Origin of the sequence: Alcaligenes sp. WGS1538 (assembly GCF_043187505.1) — a bacterium.
Taxonomy (GTDB): Bacteria; Pseudomonadota; Gammaproteobacteria; order Burkholderiales; family Burkholderiaceae_B; genus Alcaligenes.
In genome coordinates, this window is the sequence record NZ_CP171109.1 from 2,688,945 (window position 1) to 2,707,956 (window position 19,012).

Sequence of the window (19,012 nt, forward strand, 5' to 3'; positions counted from 1 at the left end):
ACATGAAACGTTTTGCCGCCCTCGCCCTGACTTGCGCCCTGGCCGCGCCTGCCTACGCCCAGACGGTTGCCACAGTCAATGGCAAGGCCATCACCCAGAAAGACATGGACCAGTTCGTCGCCCTGCTGGTCGAGCAAGGCGCAAAGGATTCGCCCGAACTGCGCGAGCAGGTCAAGCAGGAGATGGTCAACCGCATGGCTGTCGTGCAAGCCGCTGAAAAAGCCGGCCTGGACAAGAAAGCCGACGTCCAGCAGGAAATCGAACTGGCTCGCCAGGGCATCCTGGTGCGCGCCCTGATGGCCGACTACCTGAAGAAGAACCCCGTCTCCGAAGCCGACATCAGCAAGGAATACAACACCATCAAGGGCATGGAAGAAGGCAAGCAGGAATACAAGGTGCGCCACATCCTGGTCAAGGATGAAAAGGCCGCCAAGGATCTGCTGGCCCAGATCAAGTCCAAGAAGATCAGCTTCGCCGACGCCGCCAAGAAGAACTCCATCGACACCGGCAGCGGCCAGCAAGGCGGCGACCTGGGCTGGGCGCCCAGCTCCACCTACGTGCCCGAGTTCGCCCAGGCCGTTGAAAAGCTGAAGAAAGGCGAACTGGCCGCCGCTCCCGTGCAGTCCCAGTTCGGCTGGCACATCATCCAGGTGGAAGACGCCCGTCCCGTGACCTTCCCCGCCCTGAACGACGTCAAGCCTCAGTTGGAAGAAATGCTGCGCCAGCGCAAGCTGGCCGAGTACCAGCAGAAGATCCTGAAAGACGCCGACATCAAATAAGGCGTCCAGGCCCGGTTTTAAACGCCGGGCCAGAAAGGCACGATCGAACCGGCGCCCCTCATCAAGGCGCCGGTTTTTTGTTCTTCGGACGGATTTACCGGAGGATGAATGAAGCGCGAATGAAGCCGCCGCTCGAATACCTTCGAGCGGCTCAGTACGCATCTTCGCGGTACATCCCCACCCATCATCAAAACAATGCGTCTTGACGGTGACGCTCCAAGGCAGGTGATTCAAATAGGTGCCATTTTGAGCCGTTCAGGCCTGGCCCCAGAATCGATGAGGCGGGTCAGACGGCTTGCCGCCGACAGTCACGCGAGCCGGGAGGCAAGCGGCCTGCTGTTCGAGCGCGACGCTTGTGGTTCGGAACGAACCACCACGTGAGTTCAGGCCGCGCCCGGCCCGCGTGACTGGCAAGGGTACAGGCGCATAGCGCCTGCAAGCCGTCAGCCGAGGCGGTTCTGGGGCCAGGCCTGAGCGGCGGCTTCCTAAATACTCCATTTGATCCCCAACGGTTAGCGAAAAAACTACTTTGGGGTCTATGACCAGTCTGTAAGAATCAGCGCGCCAAACCGCCGCTAAGCCAGCATCGCCAGGAACTGCTCTTCGTCCAGCACGGTCACGCCCAGCTCCTGGGCCTTGGTCAGCTTGGAGCCCGCCTCGGCGCCCGCCAGCACGAAAGCGGTCTTCCTGGACACTGAACCGCTGACCTTGCCGCCGGCCTCCAGCACGCGGCGCGTCGCCTCGTCCCGGCTCATGCTGGGCAAGGTGCCCGTGATCACGAAAGTCTTGCCTGCCAGGGGCAAGGCGCCGCTGTTGGCGCGCGCCTGGGCCTGCCGGGGCGTCACCCCGGCCGCCAGCAAGGCGTCCAGCACCTGCCGGTTGTGCGGCTCCTGGAAGAAGTGCCGTACCGAGGCCGCGACCACGGGCCCCACGTCATTGACCTGCAGCAGGGAATCCTCGTCGGCCTGCTCCAACGCCTGCAGAGAGCCGAAATGCTGCGCCAGATCGCGCGCCGTGGTCTCGCCCACGTGCCGTATCCCCAGCGCATACACAAAACGATTCAAAGGCGGCTGGCGCACCTTGTCGATAGCTTCGACCAGGTTCTCCGCCGACTTGCGCCCCATGCGTTCCAGCAGCACCAGGTTCTCCACCCTGAGCTTGAACACATCCGCCAGCGTCTTGACCAGGCCCGTATCCACCAGCTGGTCCACCAGCTTCTCGCCCAGCCCTTCGATATCCAGCGCCTTGCGGCTGGCAGCATGGATCAGCGTCTGCTTGCGCTGGGCGGGACAGATCAATCCGCCGGTGCAGCGCCAGGCCGCCTCGCCTTCCAACCGCTCCAGAGCCGATCCGCAGGCCGGGCAGGCGCTGGCCATGACGAAAGGCAGGCTGCCTTCGGGCCGATGTTGCAGCACGACCGCCACCACTTCGGGGATGACGTCGCCGGCGCGGCGCACCGTCACCATGTCGCCTTCGCGCACGTCCTTGCGGCGGACCTCGTCTTCGTTGTGCAAGGTGGCGTTGGTGACCGTGACGCCGCCGACGAAGACCGGCTTCAGGCGCGCCACCGGCGTCACCACGCCGGTGCGTCCGACCTGGAACTCGATGCGTTCGACGCGCGTCATCTCTTCCTGGGCCGGAAACTTGTGCGCCACGGCAAAGCGCGGCGCGCGGGCCACATAGCCCAGCACGCGCTGCGCCGTCAGCGCGTTTACCTTGTACACCACCCCGTCGATCTCGAAGGGCAGGCTCACTCGCCGCTCCTGCGTCCGGGCGTAGAAATCCAGCAGGCCCTGCGCGCCCTGCACGACGCGCCGGTCGCGGCTGACGGGCAGGCCCAGGCTTTCCAGCCAGTCCATCATGCCGGCCTGCGTGTCGCGCGGCAATGCGTCGGGCAGCGGCTCCTCGAACAGGCCGCCCTGCCCCACCGTCACCATGGGCACGCCGCTGATTTCGCCCCAGCCATAGGCAAAAAAGCGCAGCGGGCGCTGCGCCGTGATGCGCGGATCCAGCTGCCTCAGGCTGCCGGCCGCCGCATTGCGGGGGTTAACGAAGACCTTCTCGCCGCGGCGCGCCTGGCTTTCGTTCAGGCGCTCGAAGTCGGCGCGGTTCATGAGCACCTCGCCGCGCACTTCCAGCACGGCCGGCAGGTCGGCGGCGGCGCCGCGCAGGCGCAGGGGGATGGACTTGATGGTGCGGATATTGCTGGTCACGTCCTCGCCGGTCGCGCCGTCGCCGCGCGTGGCGGCCTGCACCAGCCGGCCTTGCTCGTAGCGCAGGCTGATGGCCAGGCCGTCGAACTTGTACTCGGCGACGTAGTCCACGCGCCGGTCCAGCCCTGCCAGGCCCGCCTCCACCAGGGTGTCGGCCACGCGCTTGTCGAAAGCCAGCACGTCCTCGTCCTCGAAGGCATTGCCCAGGGACAGCATGGGAACGGCGTGCTGCACGGACGCAAAACCAGCCAGCGGCGCCGCCCCCACCCGCTGGGTGGGCGAATCCGGCGTGATCCATTCCGGATGCTCGGCCTCCAGGGCCAGCAGCTCGTTCATCAGCGCGTCATACTGCGCGTCCGAAATCGTGGGCGCATCCTGAACGTAATAGGCCCAGTTGTGCTGGGCCAATTCCTGATGCAGTTCCTGTACTCGTTTCAATGTCACGAAAAAACCCTGCCAGTCCGTTCCTGGCCGGCGGTAAAGCCCGCCTCGTCCAGGCGACGGTATAAATTGCTCAATTGCTCATCGATGTTCTGGTCCGCGCTTTCGGGCAGCGGACGGCCCTGGTCGTCCAGCACCACGCCATCCAGGCGGCCGGCCAGATCGCGCGCCACCGTGGCCATGCGACTGAAGGCGTGGTCGTCGGCGGGACTGTTGGGCAGGTCGAGCAGCAGGTCGATGCGCTCGACGCTGGCGGACTGGATGTCGTTCGGGTTGGCGCTGTCGAACATGGCGGTAAAACGGGGCTGCCCCGAATCGGCCAGCCAGGCCAGTTGCTGGCCATAGGGCAGGAAGCCGGCATCCCTGACCGCCTGGATCACCTTGGAAGCCGGCAGCGGCCCGGGCAGGCGCACCGAAATGCCGACCAGCGCGTCCAGGTCGGCGCAGGCATTGTCCAGCGCGGCAGCGCGACGCAGCACGTCATTCTGTTCGGGGCCTTCGACCGAGGCGTCGAACTGCTGCGCCAGGGACTGGGCCGCCGTCCACAATTGCGACCATTCTATGGCGGACAGAGGTCCGCTGCGGTTGGCCAGCAGCACGGCCAGCTGCATGCTGGAATAGGATTCGCCGGCGCGCAGCCGGGCGCGATGCCCGCCGCCCTCGCATTCGGCGAAATAGCGCACGGGCTTGCCGCCCACGCGCTGCACGCCCTGCAGGGCCTGGGCCAGCGCCTGCGCCTGCACGGGCTGGCTGAAGCTGATGTCGATGACCGCCTCGGTCGTGCAGTCCACCTCGGCAGCGTCGTGCTCGCCGTCGGCGCTCGCCGGCTCGCCGCGTCCCATGCTGGGTTCGCGCCGCTCGGCCTCGGACAGCTGGCTCATCAAGGGATCCGTATCGCCGTCCGGAAATTGGCTCTGCATCTGCTGGCGTATGCGGCGGTCCTGCCACCAATTGAACACCACCACGAGCAAGATGAGCAAAATGCCCAATAAAATCAGTGCGATTTGCAAATCACTCATTGTCAGTTCCGTCGTATCAACGCTGTAACGGTTAAAAAATCAGCTTCAAGCATCGGCCATCTGCATGGCGGCGTCCACATCCACCGCCACGATACGGGAGACGCCCTGTTCCTGCATGGTGACCCCAACCAGCTGCTTGGCCATCTGCATGGCAATTTTATTGTGGGAAATGAACAAAAACTGCGTCTGATCGCTCATGCTGGCCACCAGATTGGCATAACGTTCCGTATTGGCGTCGTCCAGCGGCGCATCCACCTCGTCCAGCAGGCAGAACGGCGCCGGATTCAGCTTGAAGAAGGCAAACACCAGCGCCGTCGCCGTCAGCGCCTTTTCGCCGCCCGACAACAGATGGATGGTGCTGTTGCGCTTGCCCGGCGGCTGCGCCATGACCTGAACGCCAGCCTCGAGCACTTCCTCGCCCACCATGGTCAGTTTAGCCTCTCCGCCGCCGAACAGACGCGGAAAAAGCTCGCCGAAATGTTGATTAACAATGTTGAACGTTTCCATCAGCAACTGACGCGTCTCGCGATCGATCTTGCGGATCGCGTCTTCCAGCGTCTCGATGGCGTCGCTCAAATCCTTGTGCTGGGCGTCCAGGTAAGTCTTGCGTTCCTGCGCCGTGGTCAGCTCTTCGAGCGCCGCCAGATTCACCGGACCCAATGCCTCGATCTGGCGGGAAATGCGCTGGACTTCGGACTGCAGCCAGCCCACGCGCTGCCATTCGGGTGTCTTTTCCTGTAACAAGGCCCACAACTGGGCGCGATTCACCTGGCGCGCATCCAGCTGCTCGGCGAACTGTTCGACGGCCAGGCGCGAAGCCTGCTCCTGCAGTTGCAGCTCGGTCACCTGCTCGCGCAGAGGCTGCAGGTTCTTTTCGATCTCGACCCTGGCCTGTTCATTCTCGCGCAGTTGCGCCGCCAGCGTGTCCAGGTTGATCTTGGCCAGCCGCACGTTCTCCTCGCGCTCGGCGCGCAGCTCCAGGGCTTCCTGCAAGCCCGCCTGGGCGGCGGAGGCGTCCAGCTCCAGCAACTCGCCCTGCAGGCCCTGCAGCTCGCCGATGGCGCGCTGCGCCTGTTCCTGGGCCAGCGTCAGATTGCGTTGCAGTTCGGCCATGCGCTGCACCAGGGCGCGCTCGGCGAACTGGGCGTCCTGCACGGCGCGTTCGCGCTCGCGCAGGGCGTTGCGGGCGCGCTCGGCCTGCTCGGCCAGCGTCTCGCCCGCCATCTGGGCGTCGGCAAAGCGCGTCTGATGCTCGGCCAGTTCCTCGTCCAGGGCCTCGAAGCGCGCCTCGGCCTCCTCCCGGCCAGCCTGCAGTTCTTCGCGCTGCAGGCGCAGCTCGTCCAATTCTTCGCGGATGCGTCCGGCGCGCTCCTCCGACTGCTGGGCCTGCTGAGCCAGACGGGAATGCTCCAGCTGCACATCATGCATGCGGCGCGTCAGCTCCCCCACGCGCGCGCGGGCCGGCGCCAGGCCGGCGCTGACCTGCTGCAAGGCGGCCTCGGCCCGGGCGCTGGCGCCCGTCAGCTCGTCCACGATCAATTGCGAGGCCTTGAGTTCGCGCTCCAGGTGAGCGATCTCCTGCTGGCGCGCCAGCATGCCCGCCTGTTCGGAATCGGGTGCGTAGAAGCGGATGCTGTGGCGATCCACCACGTGTCCGTCGCGCACCACGATCAGCGCCTGATCGGATAACCGCTCCCGCAGGCTGAGCGCCTGCTTCAGGTCCTGGCAGGCATAGACGTCCCGCAGCCAGGCGTCCATCAAGGTGCGCAGCTCCGGTTGATGCAGGCGCAGCACCGAAACCAGCAAGGGCAATTCAAAGCCGCTGGCTGGCTGAGGAGCCGCCGTCGGCAACTGGTAGAACGCCAGCCGCGCCGGCGGCGCGTCGGAAGCGAAAGCGGCCGACATGTCCAGGCGACGCAGCTCCAGCGCCGTCATGCGCTCGCGCAGCACCGACTCCAGCGCCGTCTCCCAGCCTTTCTCCACATCCAGGCTCTGCCAGAGGCGCTTCATGCCATCCAGCCCGTGCTTGGCCAGCCAGGGTTCCAGCGTGCCCTTGCGCGCCACATCTTCCTGCAGCCGGCTCAAGGCCAGCAGCCGCGCTTCCAGGCGGGCCAGCTCCTGCCCGCCCTGCAAGGCCTGCTGCTGCGCCTGCTTGCGCTCCGCCTCCAGCCGCGGCAACTGGCCTTCCAGCTGCTGCATGTGTTCCTGGGCCTGGGCGAGCTGCGTCTGCAGCATGTTCAATTCGCCCTGCAGGCGCTCCAGATTGTCCGGATCGGGCGCGTTGAGCAGGCGCAGCTCCTGGGTCAGGCGCTCGTGTCTGACGTCCAGGCCCTGTATCTGCCGGTCGGCGTCGCGCTGCGACTGGGCCGCCAGCGCCAGATTCTGCTCCACGCGCGCCAGGGCCATGCGCATCTCGTCGCGCCGTCGGGCTTCTTCACGCACGCGCAGCTCCAGGTCGGGCAGGCTGCCCTGGGCCTCTTCGGCCAGCATCTGCAACTCCTCGACCCGGACCGCCGCTTCTTCGCGCTGCTCCTCGCTGACGGCCAGCTCTTCCTGGCAATGCTCCTGCTGCTCCTGCCAGTCGCGCTGCTGCTGCTCCAGTTGTTCACGACGCTGCTGCATGCGATTGCGCGAGTCCAGCACGTGACGGATCTCCGCCTCCAGGCTGGATACCTGCGAGCCGGCCTCGTAAAGCTGGGCCTGCGCGGCGTGCAGGGCGTCGCCCGCCTGCAGATGGGCCTGGCGCTGGGATTCCAGCGACGATTCCGTATGGCGCAGGCCGGCGATGGCCTCCTCCAGCCTGGTCTGGGCCTGCTCGATGGCCAGAAAGCGCGACTTCTGGTCGCTCTGGGCATTGGATTCCTTCACCAGCCACAGCAGATTCTGCTTCAGCTCGCCTTCCTGCTGCAGGTCGCGGTACTGGCGGGCCACCTCGGCCTGGGCCTGCAGCTTCTCGAGCTGGGTCTCCAGTTCGCGCTGGATGTCCTCGACGCGCAGCAGGTTCTCGCGCGTGTCCTTCAGCCGGTTTTCTGTCTCGCGGCGGCGTTCCTTGTAGCGCGATACACCCGCGGCCTCCTCCAGGAAGACGCGCAGCTCTTCCGGCTTGGCCTCGATCAGGCGATTGATCATGCCCTGGCCGATGATGGCGTAGCCGCGCGCGCCCAGGCCCGTCCCCAGGAAGATGTCGTGGATGTCGCGGCGGCGCACCGCCTGGTTGTTGATGAAATAGCTGCTGGCGCCATCGCGCGTCAGCACGCGGCGCACGGAAATTTCGGCGTAGGTGCTCCATTGGCCGGAGGCGCGGCCCTCGGAGTTGTCGAACACCAGCTCCACGGACGCGCGGCCCGCCGGCTTGCGCTGGCCCGAGCCGTTGAAGATCACGTCCTGCATGGATTCGCCGCGCAGTTCGGACGCCTTGCTTTCGCCCAGCACCCAGCGCACCGCATCGATGATGTTGGATTTGCCGCAGCCGTTGGGCCCGACCACGCCCACCAGCTGACTGGGTGTGGGAATGGAGGTCGGGTCCACGAACGACTTGAAGCCGGCGAGTTTGATCTGGGTTAAGCGCACAGGTAGGAATCAGCTAGATATGGTCCGGTTCGAACAGGCGCGAGCCTCGGGCGGCACGACCCGGCATCGCGCCACGTATGATACCGCAGCGCCTGCTCTGCGCAGCCAGGAAGGGCAAAAAACAATTGAGCGGCAATTATTGGTCAGCCTGGGCAATCAGGCGGTAAACTCTTGTGGAATTCAATCTTCAAACAACCCTTTCCTGACTTTGGTCCGTGTCTCGCAATCGTCGCCATCGCCTGGCCAGAGGGGACACACGCATTCGAGACGCATTTTGAATAAAGGATTCTATCTGGTCATGGCCGCGCAGGCCTTGTCGTCAGTCGCCGACAACGCCCTGCTGATCGCCGCCATTGCCCTGATCGCCGACCTTCAGGGGCCTGCCTGGATGGCTCCCATGATGAAATGGTGGTTCGCGCTGTCCTACGTGGTTCTGGCCGCTTTCGTCGGCGCCTTCGCGGATTCCTTCCCCAAGGGCCGCGTCATGTTCGCCACCAATGCCGTCAAGCTGATCGGCTGCCTGATGATGTTCTGCCACCAGTATTTCGGCATGACCGACTCGCAGCAGCTCATCCTGGTCTTTGCCTCCTATACGCTGGTGGGCGTGGGCGCCGCCGCCTACTCGCCGGCCAAGTACGGCATCGTCACGGAGATGCTCAAGCCCGAACTGCTGGTCAAGGGCAATAGCTGGATCGAAGGGCTGACCGTGCTGTCCATCATCGTCGGGACCGTGCTGGGCGGCGTGCTCATCAGTCCTCATGTCGCCGCCGTGCTGGCCGAGCACCCGCTCATCGCTCCCCTGGCCCAGACGCGCGCCGAAGTGGCCATCCTGCTGATCTCGCTGGTCTATCTGATGGCGGCGCTGTGCAATCTGCTGATTCCCCGCACCAATATCCACTACCCGCCGCAACAGAAGCATCCGGTCAAGCTGCTCAAGGAATTCCGCAACTATGTCCATATCCTGTGGCGGGACAAGCTGGGCCAGATCTCGCTGGCCGTCACCACGCTCTTCTGGGGCGCCGGCGCCACCTTGCAGTTCATCGTGATCGAATGGGGGGCCCAGCACCTGGGCTACCGCCTGGACCAGGCTTCCATCCTGATGGGGGTGGCCGCGCTGGGCACCGTGTTCGGCGCCATCTTCGCGGCCCGCGTCCCCTTGAAGAAGTCGCTGCAGGTCCTGCCGGTCGGCGTGCTGATGGGGCTGATCGTGCTGCTGATGCCCTTCGTGTACGAAAAATGGGCGGTCTACACCTTGCTGATGAGCATAGGCGGGCTGTCGGGATTCTTCGTGGTGCCCATGAACGCGCTGCTGCAGCATCGCGGCCACGTCCTGCTGTCGGCCGGCCATTCCATCGCCGTGCAGAACTTCAACGAACAGCTCAACATCCTGTTCATGCTGGCCTTCTACAGTCTGCTGCTCTGGCTGGGCCTGCCCATCAACTACATCATCGTGCTGTTCGGCGTGCTGGTGGCCTGCCTGATGACGGTCTTCATCATGTGGAAGAACGCCAACCTGCGCGCGCAGCCGCAGCTGGAGGCCAGCATAGGCCAGGAAGGCCACGGCCAGGCGCTGGCCTCGCATTGATCGGAGCCTGGTGATCAGTCGCCGGACTGCATCCGGCGCAGCAGCAACAGATCGCGCCAGGCATTGGCCTTGTGCTGCGGGCGAAGCAGCAGCGAGGCGGGATGATAGGTCACCGCCAGCGGCAGCTGGCGCCCCAGCGCATCCGTATAAGACAGGACCTGGCCGCGCAGGGTTTCCAGATCTTCATTGCGGCCGCTGAGCGCCGCCGCCGCCAGATTTCCCACCGCCAGCAGACGACGCGGCTGAACCAGCCGTATCTGGGCGTCGAGAAAGGCCCGGCAGGCCGCCATTTCTTCCTGGGTGGGCGGCCGATTGCCCAGGGGCCGGCACTTGACCAGGTGCGCCAGGTACACCGACGCCTGCGGCAGCGCGCTGGCCAGCATGGCCTGCAGCAGCACGCCCGCCTTGCCGTCGAAAGGCTGGCCGCTGCGATCGTCGCTGGTGCCCGGCGCCTCGCCGATGATCATCCAGTCCGGTTGCGGCGAGACGCCTGCGCCGAACACCGCCAGGGAGCGCCCGGTATACAGGCCGCATTCCTGACAGGCTTCGATCTGCTCCTGCAAGGCCTGCAGATCGGCGGTCTGCTCAGGCTGGATCAGCACGGCGGGCTGGACGGCGGCCGCTTCCTCGGGCGCCGGCGCCGCGGCGGGCTGACGGCCCGGCTTGCGCAGCAAGGCAAGGGCCTGGTCGCGCGCAGCACGGGCGGAATCAGTCACGCGGGCCGTCGCAACGGCGGATTCGGCCTGCTCAGGGGCGTCGGCAACTCCTTGAGGGGCGGGCTGGGCGCCATCCTGCTGCGGGACCGGCGCGGGCGCAGCTTCGCCGGCCTGCGGCAGGCGCGCCAGGAACGCGCGATCCAGTCCCAGTTCCAGCAGCCAGGCCCGCTGCAGCAGCGACAAAGGCTCGAACGCGCTCATGCCGCCTCCTTGTCGGCCAGGACCAGGCTCATCAGCACGGCGTCTTCGCGCTGGCCATGGTCGGCCGGATAATAATTCTTGCGCACGCCATCCATCTGGAAGCCCTGGCCGCGATAAAAGGCAATGGCCTGCGCATTGGAGGCGCGCACTTCGAGCACCACCCTGTCCAGCCCCTGACTGCGGGTCCAGGCCAGGCCGTCTTCCAGCAATTGGCGTCCCAGTCCGCGGCGCTGAAACTGGGGATCCACGCCGATCAGCAGCAACTGCATGACATCCGGCGCGGCCAGCCAGACGGCAAAGCCCTGCACACGGCCCTGCTGGTGGGCGACGCGCGCATGATAGCCGGCGCCCGCCAGGCTGTCGGCGAAATTGCCCTTTGTCCAGGGGTGGCTCTGGACGCCGCGTTCGATCTCCAGCACAGCGTCCAGGTGGCCGGCGCGCATGGTCTCGATGGACACGGGCTGGTCCTGGGCCGCCGGGTTGCCGCCCTGTCCTTGTTCCCGTTCAGTGATGGTGTAGGCAACCTTGTCGCGCACATACAGCGGCATGGCCAGTTCCGGCGCCACGCCCAGGCCCTTGTCCAGATCCTGCAGCGCAAGCTGCGCCACGCTGCGGGCGCCGGCGCGCCAAGGCTCGCCGACCTGCCAGCCCCTGGCGCGCACCTGCAGAGCCAAGGCGGGGAACTGACGGACCGCATCGCCCAGCACCTGGATGCGCGCCTGCGGCATGCCCGCGGTCCAGGAGCCATGCAGGCGCTCCATCCAGTCCACGAACTGCGCGACATCCAGCAGCACGGGGCTTTGCAGCACCTGCCAGCCCTCTTGCTCGCTCCAGGCGAACACGCCGGCATAGAGCTCTTGCATGCGCGCATCCTGGGCCACCACGTACACGGTGTCGGCCTGCCCGGGCGCACGCGCGGCGGCGGCCAGCAGGGACGAGACCGGCAGCACGGGCAGGTCCAGGGCGAAGGCCATGCCCTGGGCCACGCCGCAAGCCACGCGCAATCCCGTGAAGCCGCCCGGCCCCTGGCCGAAGGCGACGGCCGTCAGGGCGCGTCGCTCCAGGCCGGCCTGCGCGAGCAGCTGATCGGCCATGGGCAACAGGCGCTCGGCATGGTCGCCCGTGCCTTCGTGGGCTATCTCGAGCACGCGCACGCCCGCGCTCGTGCGCGACAACAGGGCCAGCTCGCAAAGGCTGGAGGAACTTTCCAGGGCAAGAATATGTGCATCCATCGCGCTATTTTAGTTTAAGCACGGGCAAATGGGCGGCAGGTTCCGCCCCTGCTCCCGGGCCGGGGCGGACCATTTCAACGCGCATGTCCCGCAACGCCGTTTTTGCCGCTAAACTTGCTCTGCCGAACAGCGCCGAAGACCCCTTCGGCCCCCTTTCACGGAGGCTGTAAAACGGCTGAAAGGCGCGCAAGTCGTACAAAACGCTTAATGTGTAATATTTTTCTACGGCCCCCTGTACGCGCTTTCTGATGCCTGTTACATTTTCGCTATGAACACGCAGACCCCCCCCCTCACCCGCAAAATCCTTGTCGTCGACGACGATCCACGACTGCGCGACCTCCTGCGTCGTTATCTGTCCGAACAAGGATTCAACGTCTTCGTCGCCGAAGACGGAAAGGAAATGTCCAAGCTCTGGCAACGCGAGCATTTCGATCTGCTGGTACTGGATCTGATGCTGCCCGGCGAAGATGGCCTGTCCATCTGTCGTCGACTGCGTGGCGGACACGACAACACTCCCATCATCATGCTGACCGCCAAGGCCGAGGAAATCGACCGCATCGTCGGCCTGGAGATGGGCGCTGACGATTATCTCATCAAGCCGTTCAACCCGCGCGAGCTGCTGGCCCGCGTCAACGCCATCCTGCGGCGCCGAGGCACCGAGGAACACCCCGGCGCGCCCAGCCAGGAAAACGAATCCATCGAGTTCGGCCCCTATGTGCTGAACCTGTCCACCCGCACCCTGACGCGCAACAACGAGGTCGTGCCCATCACCACGGGCGAATTCTCGGTGCTCAAGGTCTTCGCACGCCATCCCAAGATCCCGCTGTCGCGCGACAAGCTCATGGAACTGGCGCGCGGCCGCGAATACGAAGCCTTCGATCGCAGCCTGGACGTGCAGATCTCACGTCTGCGCAAGCTGATCGAGCCCAACGCCTCCAAACCTGTGTTCATCCAGACGGTCTGGGGCCTGGGCTACGTCTTTGTGCCCGACGGCGGTAACTGATTTTGCCTGCCGGACAGACAGCAGGGCGGCCCCCCGCGGCCGCCAAGCGCCGCTCCCCCAAGAGATCGAGCATCCGGCTGGGCTTGTTCAGCCGGTCTTTTTTATTGCTGGCCGCCCTGATGCTGGTCAGCCTGGGAGCGTGGCTGCAGGTGTTCTTCAGCATGGAGGAAGGCCCGCGCGCCGCCCAGATGGCCCAGCGCGTGGCCTCCGTGGTCAGCATCACGCGCTCCGCGCTGGTCTATGCGCCGCCGGCCGTGCGTCCCGCCCTGCTGCTGGACCTGGCCACCAAGGAAAGCCTGCGCGTCCAGCCCCGCGAAACCACAGACGAACTGGAGCCCCTGCCGCGTTCCAACTACTGGCAGCACGTATCCACCGAAGTGCGCGGCGCCCTGGGCAGCCAGACGCTGGTCATGTGGTCCGTCAACAACGTCCCCGGCGTGTGGGTGTCTTTCGACATCAATGACGATCAGTATTGGCTGGTGTTCGACCGCGAGCAGCTCAGCCTGACGGCGGGGGTCGAATGGCTGGGCTGGGGCGCCACCGCCCTGCTGCTGGCGCTGATCGGCGCGGCCGTCAGCGTGCGCTTCGTCAACCGTCCGCTGGCCCAGCTGGCCAAGGTCGCCCAGCAGCTTGCGCGCGGCGAAACGCCCAATACCCTGCCTGAAAAAGGCCCGGCGGAAATCCGCGACATGAATATCGCCTTCAACCGCATGGCGCGCGACATACGCCAGACGGAAGCCGACCGGGAAATCATGCTGGCGGGCATCTCGCACGACTTGCGCACGCCGCTGGCGCGCATGCGCCTGGAGATCGAACTAAGCCAGGTCTCGGACGAGACGCGCGCCGCCATCGACGAGGATCTGGCCCAGATCGACCACAGCATCGGCCAGCTGATGGAATACGCCCGGCCCGCCACCGCGGTACCCGAACACGGCATCGACGTGTCCGCCGTGCTGAACGATGTGTACGAGCGCGAGCGCACCCATACCGAGACCCTGGGCGGGATCCTGACCGCGTCCATCGAACCCAATCTGTACGCCCGCATCAGCGCCCACGACCTCAAGCGCATCGTCTCCAACCTGATCGAAAATGCGCGCCGCTACGGCCGCAGCCCCGAAGACGATCGCGCGCGCATCGAACTGTCCGCCCACCAGCATGGCAATATCCTGGAGATCGCCGTCAAGGACCAGGGCGTGGGCATCGCCCAGAACGACATCCAGCGCCTGCTGCGTCCGTTTTCCCGCGGCGTCTCGGCCCGCACCGGGGTCAGCGGCGCGGGCCTCGGGCTGGCCATCGTGGAGCGCCTGCTGGGCCAGGTCGGCGGCCACTTCGAGCTGATCAGCGCGCCATCCAACGGGCTGACCGCCCGTATCCAGCTGCCGCGCATCCGCGCCGGCCGGAACGCGCCTGCCCCGCTGGCGGACAAGGAAGGCTGAAGGCGCGGCTCAGGCGCGCACCAGCAAGGCCACGGCCGTCACGGCGATGCCTTCCTGGCGCCCCACGAAGCCGATGGCCTCGTTGGTCTTGCCCTTGATGTTCACGCAACCCGGCTCCAATTCGAGATCCGTCTGGATGTTGGCCGCCATGGCGGGCGCATGCGGAGCAATCTTGGGCTTCTGGGCGTGAATGGTGGCGTCCACATTGCCTACCTTCCAGCCCGCCGCCTTCACCTGTCCGAAGGCGTGCCGCAACAGCACCCGGCTGTCGGCGCCTTTATAGCGTGGATCGGTATCGGGAAAATGCCGGCCTATGTCGCCCAGGCCAGCCGCGCCGAGAATGGCGTCGGTGATGGCGTGCAGCAGCGCATCGGCGTCCGAATGCCCCATCAGGCCATGCGTATGCGGGATCGTGACGCCGCCCAGGATCAGCGGCCGGCCTTCGCACAACACATGTACATCGAACCCCTGCCCCACGCGAAACGGTATTGTCATAGCCATTTTTCCATCAGTTCAAAATCGTCCGGCCAGGTCACTTTAAAATTGCGCGCCGACCCCAATATCAACAAAGGCTTGTCGCCCGCCAGTTCCATGGCGCTGGCCTCGTCCGTGACGGGCCGCCCCTGCGCAGCGGCCTGTTCCAGGGCCTGCCGCAAGCCTTGCGCGGAAAACATCTGCGGCGTCTGCGCCAGCCATAGCCCTTCCCTGTCCACCGTGGCCTGCACGGCGGGAATGTCGCCCGCCGCGCTGCGCTTGACCGTGTCCGGCACCGGCTGGGCCAGCAGGCCGCCGCGCCCCGCCCGCAGGCAGGCGTCGATCAGGCGCGCCAGCGCCTGGGCGGGCAGGCCCGGCCGGGCCGCATCATGCACCAGCACCCACTGGTCCGGTTCAGGCTCCAGGCTGCGCAGGGCGTTGAGCACCGTGTCGGCCCGGGTGAGACCGCCGCAGGGCAGGCAGACCGTGCGCGGCAGGCCCCGCAGCGCATCGGCCGCCCAGGCATCGCCGGGCGCCACCGCCACGCGCACCTGCGTCACGCGCTCGTCGGCCAGCAGCGCCTGCACGGAGCGGCGCAGCATGGGCTCTCCGCCCAGCAGGCGGTACTGCTTGGGCAAGCCCTGCGCCTTCGTGGCAGAATCCAGGGCGCGCAAGCCTATGCCGGCGGCCGGAACAATCGCAATCAACGTAGTCTTCATAGGTGGGTGATTTTATAATGACAATCCTGATGGAAACCGAAAAACAGCACTCCCTGTCCCTGCCCAGCACCCACGAGGTGCTCGCCGCCTTGCGCCCCGGCCAGCGCTATGTTCAACCCATGCCGCCCGGTTCGGGCGACGCCTGCCTGATTGCCGACCTGGCGCGCCGGCACGGCGCGCCCCTGGTCGTGCTGTGCGCCGATCCCCTGTCCGCGCAGCGCCTGGCCGAAGAAGTGCTGCTGTTCGCGCCGGAGCTGCGCGTCCGCCAGCTGCCCGACTGGGAAACGCTGCCCTACGACAGCTTTTCGCCGCACCAGGACCTGATCTCCGAACGCCTGCGCACCCTGCACGCCCTGATGATGCAGGAGGTGGATGTGCTCACGGTGCCCGTCACCACCGCGCTCTACCGGCTGGCGCCGCCGTCCTTCCTGGCCGCCTACACCTTTTCCTTCCGCCAGGGCGACGCCCTGGACGAGGCCAGCCTGCGCGCCCAGCTGACGCTGGCCAACTACACCCACATGACCCAGGTGAGCGCGCCGGGTGAATTCAGCATCCGCGGCGGCCTGATCGACCTGTTTCCCATGGGCTCGGCCCTGCCTTACCGCCTGGACCTGTTCGACGACGAAATCGAGACCATACGCAGCTTCGACATCGACACCCAGCGCAGCCTGTACCCGGTCAAGGAGATCCAGTTGCTGCCGGGACGCGAGTTCCCGATGGACGAAGAGGCGCGCAACAACTTCCGGGCGCGCTTTCGCGAACGGTTCGAAGGAGATCCTTCGCGCGCCCTGCCCTACAAGGACGTGGGCAACGGGATCGCCTTCGCAGGCATCGAGTATTATCTGCCGCTGTTCTTCGAACAGACGGCCACCCTGATGGACTACGTGCCGCAAGGCAGCCTGGTGGTCACGCACGGCGACGCGCAGACGGCCATCCAGCGCTTCCAGAACGACACGCACAGCCGCTACGCGTTTCTGAAGAACGACCGCGAGCGCCCCATCCTGCCGCCCGCCAGCCTGTTCCTGTCGGACGAGCAGTTCTTCGGCGAGATCAAACCCTTCGCCCGGCTCAGCCTGGGCGGCGCGGCGCCTGGAGCGCCGAAACCCGACACGGCGGCAGCCGATACACCGGACGCCGCCTCGCTTTCGCACCCGGACTTCGAGCCTCTGCCGGCCGTGGCCGTGAACCGACGCGCCGAGGACCCGCTTGCGCTGCTGCGCCGCGAAGTCCACGACCAGCGCCGCCGCACCGTGCTGTGCGCCGATTCACCCGGGCGTCGCGAGACGCTGCTGCAGATGCTGCTGGAGTATGACTTGCGGCCCGCGCCCGACTGCCAGAACCTGGCCGACTTCCTGGACTCGGACGCGCCCTTCGCCCTGATCGTGGCGCCGCTGTTCCATGGCTTCGCCCTGGTGCACGGCGGCCTGAGCCTGCTGACGGAAAACGACCTCTACCCCACCCAGGCCCGCACCCAGCGCGGCCGCCGCCGCAACGAGCGCAGCAGCGACGTGGAAGCCATGGTGCGCGACCTGTCGGAACTGCGCGAGGGCGATCCGGTGGTGCACGCCGAGCACGGCATAGGCCGCTACTGCGGCCTGAAGGAGATGGATCTGGGCGAAGGCCCGGTGGAGTTCCTGCACCTGGAGTACGCCAAAGGCAGCACCCTGTATGTGCCCGTGGCGCAATTGCACGTCATCGCTCGCTACAGCGGCTCCGATCCCGAACATGCGCCGCTGCACCAGCTGGGTTCGGGCCAGTGGGACAAGGCCCGCCGGCGCGCGGCCAAACAGGCGCGCGACAGCGCCGCCGAGCTGCTCGCCCTGTACGCCCAGCGCGCCGCCCGCCAGGGCTACCAGTTCAAGCTGCCGCTGAACGACTACCAGGCTTTCGCCGAGGGCTTCGGTTTCGAGGAAACGCCCGACCAGGCGGCCGCCATCGAGGCCGTCGTCCAGGACATGACCTCGGGCCGGCCCATGGACCGCCTGGTCTGCGGCGATGTGGGCTTCGGCAAGACCGAGGTCGCGCTGCGCGCCGCCTTCCTGGCCGTGGCCAACGGCAAGCAGGTGGCGCTGTTGTGCCCCACTACGCTGCTGGCCGAACAGCACGCCCAGACCTTCGCGGACCGCTTCGCCGACTGGCCGGTGCGCGTGGCCGAGCTGTCGCGCTTCCGTTCCAGCAAGGACACCCAGGCAGCCATAGCCGGCCTGCGCGAAGGCAGCGTGGACATCGTCATCGGCACGCACAAGATCCTGTCCTCCGACGTGCGCTTCAAGCAGCTGGGCCTGGTCATCATCGACGAAGAACACCGCTTCGGCGTGCGCCAGAAAGAAGCCTTGAAGGCGCTGCGCGCCGAAGTGGACGTCCTGACCCTCACCGCCACCCCCATCCCGCGCACGCTGGGCATGTCGCTGGAAGGCATACGCGACTTCTCCGTGATCGCCACCGCGCCGCAAAAGCGCCTGGCCATCAAGACCTTCGTGCGCCGCGAAGACGGCAGCACCATACGCGAGGCCCTGCTGCGCGAACTGAAGCGCGGCGGCCAGGTCTACTTCCTGCACAACGAAGTCGAGACCATCCACAACCGCCGCGCCCGTCTGGAGGAGCTCGTGCCCGAGGCGAGCATCGCCGTGGCCCACGGCCAAATGCCCGAACGCGAGCTGGAAGCCGTCATGAAGGGCTTCTATCAGAAGCGCTACAACGTGCTGCTGTGCACGACCATCATCGAGACCGGCATCGACGTGCCCAGCGCCAACACCATCGTGATCCACCGCGCCGACCGCCTGGGCCTGGCCCAGCTGCACCAGCTGCGCGGCCGGGTCGGGCGCTCGCACCACCAGGCCTACGCCTACCTGCTGACGCCGGGCGAGGACGCCATCACCAGCAATGCCAAGAAGCGGCTGGAGGCCATCCAGGCCATGGAAGAGCTGGGAGCCGGCTTCTTCCTGGCCATGCACGATCTGGAGATCCGGGGCGCCGGCGAAGTGCTGGGCGAATCGCAGTCGGGCGATATCCAGGAAGTGGGTTTCTCCATGTACTCGGACATGCTCAATGCGGCGGTGAAAGCGCTCAGGGCCGGCGAAGAGCCCGACCTGGATTCGCCCTTCGCCCTGCAGTGCGAGGTCAATCTGCGCACCTCCGCCCTGCTGCCTTCCAGCTACTGTCCGGACGTCAATGCCCGCCTGGGGCACTACAAGGCGCTCTCGCACGCGCGCAACGAGGAAGACCTGTTCAGCATCCAGGAGGAGCTCATCGACCGCTACGGCCCCTTGCCCGAGCCCGGCGAGCACCTGCTGGCCGTGCATCGCCTGCGCATCCAGGCCGAGCCGCTGGGCATCGTCAAGATCGACGCCAGCGAAGCCCAGGCCACCGTGCAGTTCTCGACCAAGCCCAATGTGGACCCGGTCAGCATCATCGAACTGGTGCAGAAGAACAAGCAGGTGCGCCTGGCCGGCCCGGACAAGCTGCGCATCGAGATCCGCGACGGGGAAGTCGTCAAGAACCGTGTCCAGGCCGTGCGCAGCGTGCTGGCGAGCCTGAAGAAAGAAAATGGCAAGCCAGCCTGAGACCAGCCGCTGACGGGACGGCCTGTCGCCCCTCCCGCAGACTTTTTCGCGCCGGACCGGC

Annotated in this window: 13 protein-coding genes; 5 read left to right on the plus strand and 8 right to left on the minus strand. The window is 66.3% G+C overall.

All coding sequences use genetic code 11. The features are described from left to right. Positions 1-2: 2 nt before the first annotated feature. On the plus strand, positions 3-779 hold the full coding sequence (locus ACF3ND_RS12545; protein WP_394060922.1) for a peptidylprolyl isomerase: 777 nt from the start codon (positions 3-5) through the stop codon (positions 777-779). Between the two features lie 575 nt (positions 780-1,354). Here the strand turns inward: ACF3ND_RS12545 and ligA are convergent. Genes ligA through smc form a run of 3 tightly spaced genes read right to left on the minus strand, consistent with a single transcriptional unit; the run spans position 1,355 to position 8,022 of the window. Continuing rightward, entirely contained in the window at positions 1,355-3,436 is a 2,082-nt protein-coding gene (ligA, locus tag ACF3ND_RS12550) for an NAD-dependent DNA ligase LigA (RefSeq protein WP_394060924.1), read from the minus strand. Then, the gene (locus ACF3ND_RS12555; protein WP_394060926.1) at positions 3,433-4,452 is read right to left on the minus strand and encodes a cell division protein ZipA C-terminal FtsZ-binding domain-containing protein; all 1,020 of its coding nucleotides are present in this window, start codon (positions 4,450-4,452) and stop codon (positions 3,433-3,435) included. Before ACF3ND_RS12555 ends, ligA begins: the two co-directional genes overlap by 4 nt. Positions 4,453-4,497: 45 nt before the next feature. After that, positions 4,498-8,022, minus strand: a complete 3,525-nt coding sequence (smc, locus tag ACF3ND_RS12560; RefSeq protein ID WP_394060928.1) for a chromosome segregation protein SMC — start codon at positions 8,020-8,022, stop codon at positions 4,498-4,500. Between the two features lie 274 nt (positions 8,023-8,296). On the opposite strand from smc, the gene lplT reads away from it, so the two are divergent. Further along, positions 8,297-9,607, plus strand: coding sequence for a lysophospholipid transporter LplT (gene lplT, locus ACF3ND_RS12565; protein ID WP_394060930.1), 1,311 nt, complete (start codon positions 8,297-8,299; stop codon positions 9,605-9,607). A gap of 14 nt (positions 9,608-9,621) precedes the next feature. Here lplT and ACF3ND_RS12570 read toward each other — a convergent pair whose 3' ends face one another. The 3 genes from ACF3ND_RS12570 to ACF3ND_RS12580 are packed head-to-tail and all read right to left on the minus strand — an operon-like array spanning position 9,622 to position 12,183. Continuing rightward, positions 9,622-10,524: a uracil-DNA glycosylase gene (locus ACF3ND_RS12570; protein ID WP_394060932.1), complete on the minus strand. Its 903-nt coding sequence runs from the start codon at positions 10,522-10,524 to the stop codon at positions 9,622-9,624. After that, positions 10,521-11,756, minus strand: coding sequence for a tRNA (adenosine(37)-N6)-threonylcarbamoyltransferase complex dimerization subunit type 1 TsaB (gene tsaB / locus ACF3ND_RS12575; RefSeq protein WP_394060934.1), 1,236 nt, complete (start codon positions 11,754-11,756; stop codon positions 10,521-10,523). Before tsaB ends, ACF3ND_RS12570 begins: the two co-directional genes overlap by 4 nt. 4 nt (positions 11,757-11,760) lie before the next feature. Next, positions 11,761-12,183, minus strand: a complete 423-nt coding sequence (locus ACF3ND_RS12580; RefSeq protein ID WP_394065877.1) for a hypothetical protein — start codon at positions 12,181-12,183, stop codon at positions 11,761-11,763. Here ACF3ND_RS12580 and ompR point away from each other — a divergent pair. Next, positions 12,097-12,759, plus strand: a complete 663-nt coding sequence (gene ompR / locus ACF3ND_RS12585) for a two-component system response regulator OmpR (protein ID WP_394065838.1) — start codon at positions 12,097-12,099, stop codon at positions 12,757-12,759. The two genes, ACF3ND_RS12580 and ompR, sit on opposite strands and share 87 nt — an antisense overlap. A gap of 71 nt (positions 12,760-12,830) precedes the next feature. Beyond that, complete coding sequence (locus ACF3ND_RS12590) at positions 12,831-14,195, plus strand: ATP-binding protein (protein ID WP_394065839.1); 1,365 nt, start codon at positions 12,831-12,833, stop codon at positions 14,193-14,195. Between the two features lie 9 nt (positions 14,196-14,204). On the opposite strand, the gene ispF is transcribed toward ACF3ND_RS12590, so the two are convergent. Next, positions 14,205-14,690, minus strand: coding sequence for a 2-C-methyl-D-erythritol 2,4-cyclodiphosphate synthase (ispF, locus tag ACF3ND_RS12595; RefSeq protein WP_394060936.1), 486 nt, complete (start codon positions 14,688-14,690; stop codon positions 14,205-14,207). Then, complete coding sequence (gene ispD, locus ACF3ND_RS12600; protein WP_394060938.1) at positions 14,687-15,388, minus strand: 2-C-methyl-D-erythritol 4-phosphate cytidylyltransferase; 702 nt, start codon at positions 15,386-15,388, stop codon at positions 14,687-14,689. Before ispD ends, ispF begins: the two co-directional genes overlap by 4 nt. Positions 15,389-15,417: 29 nt before the next feature. Here ispD and mfd point away from each other — a divergent pair, with 29 nt between their 5' ends. After that, positions 15,418-18,951 (plus strand): transcription-repair coupling factor, encoded by a 3,534-nt coding sequence (gene mfd, locus ACF3ND_RS12605; protein WP_394065840.1) that lies wholly within the window; start codon positions 15,418-15,420, stop codon positions 18,949-18,951. Positions 18,952-19,012: the final 61 nt, after the last annotated feature.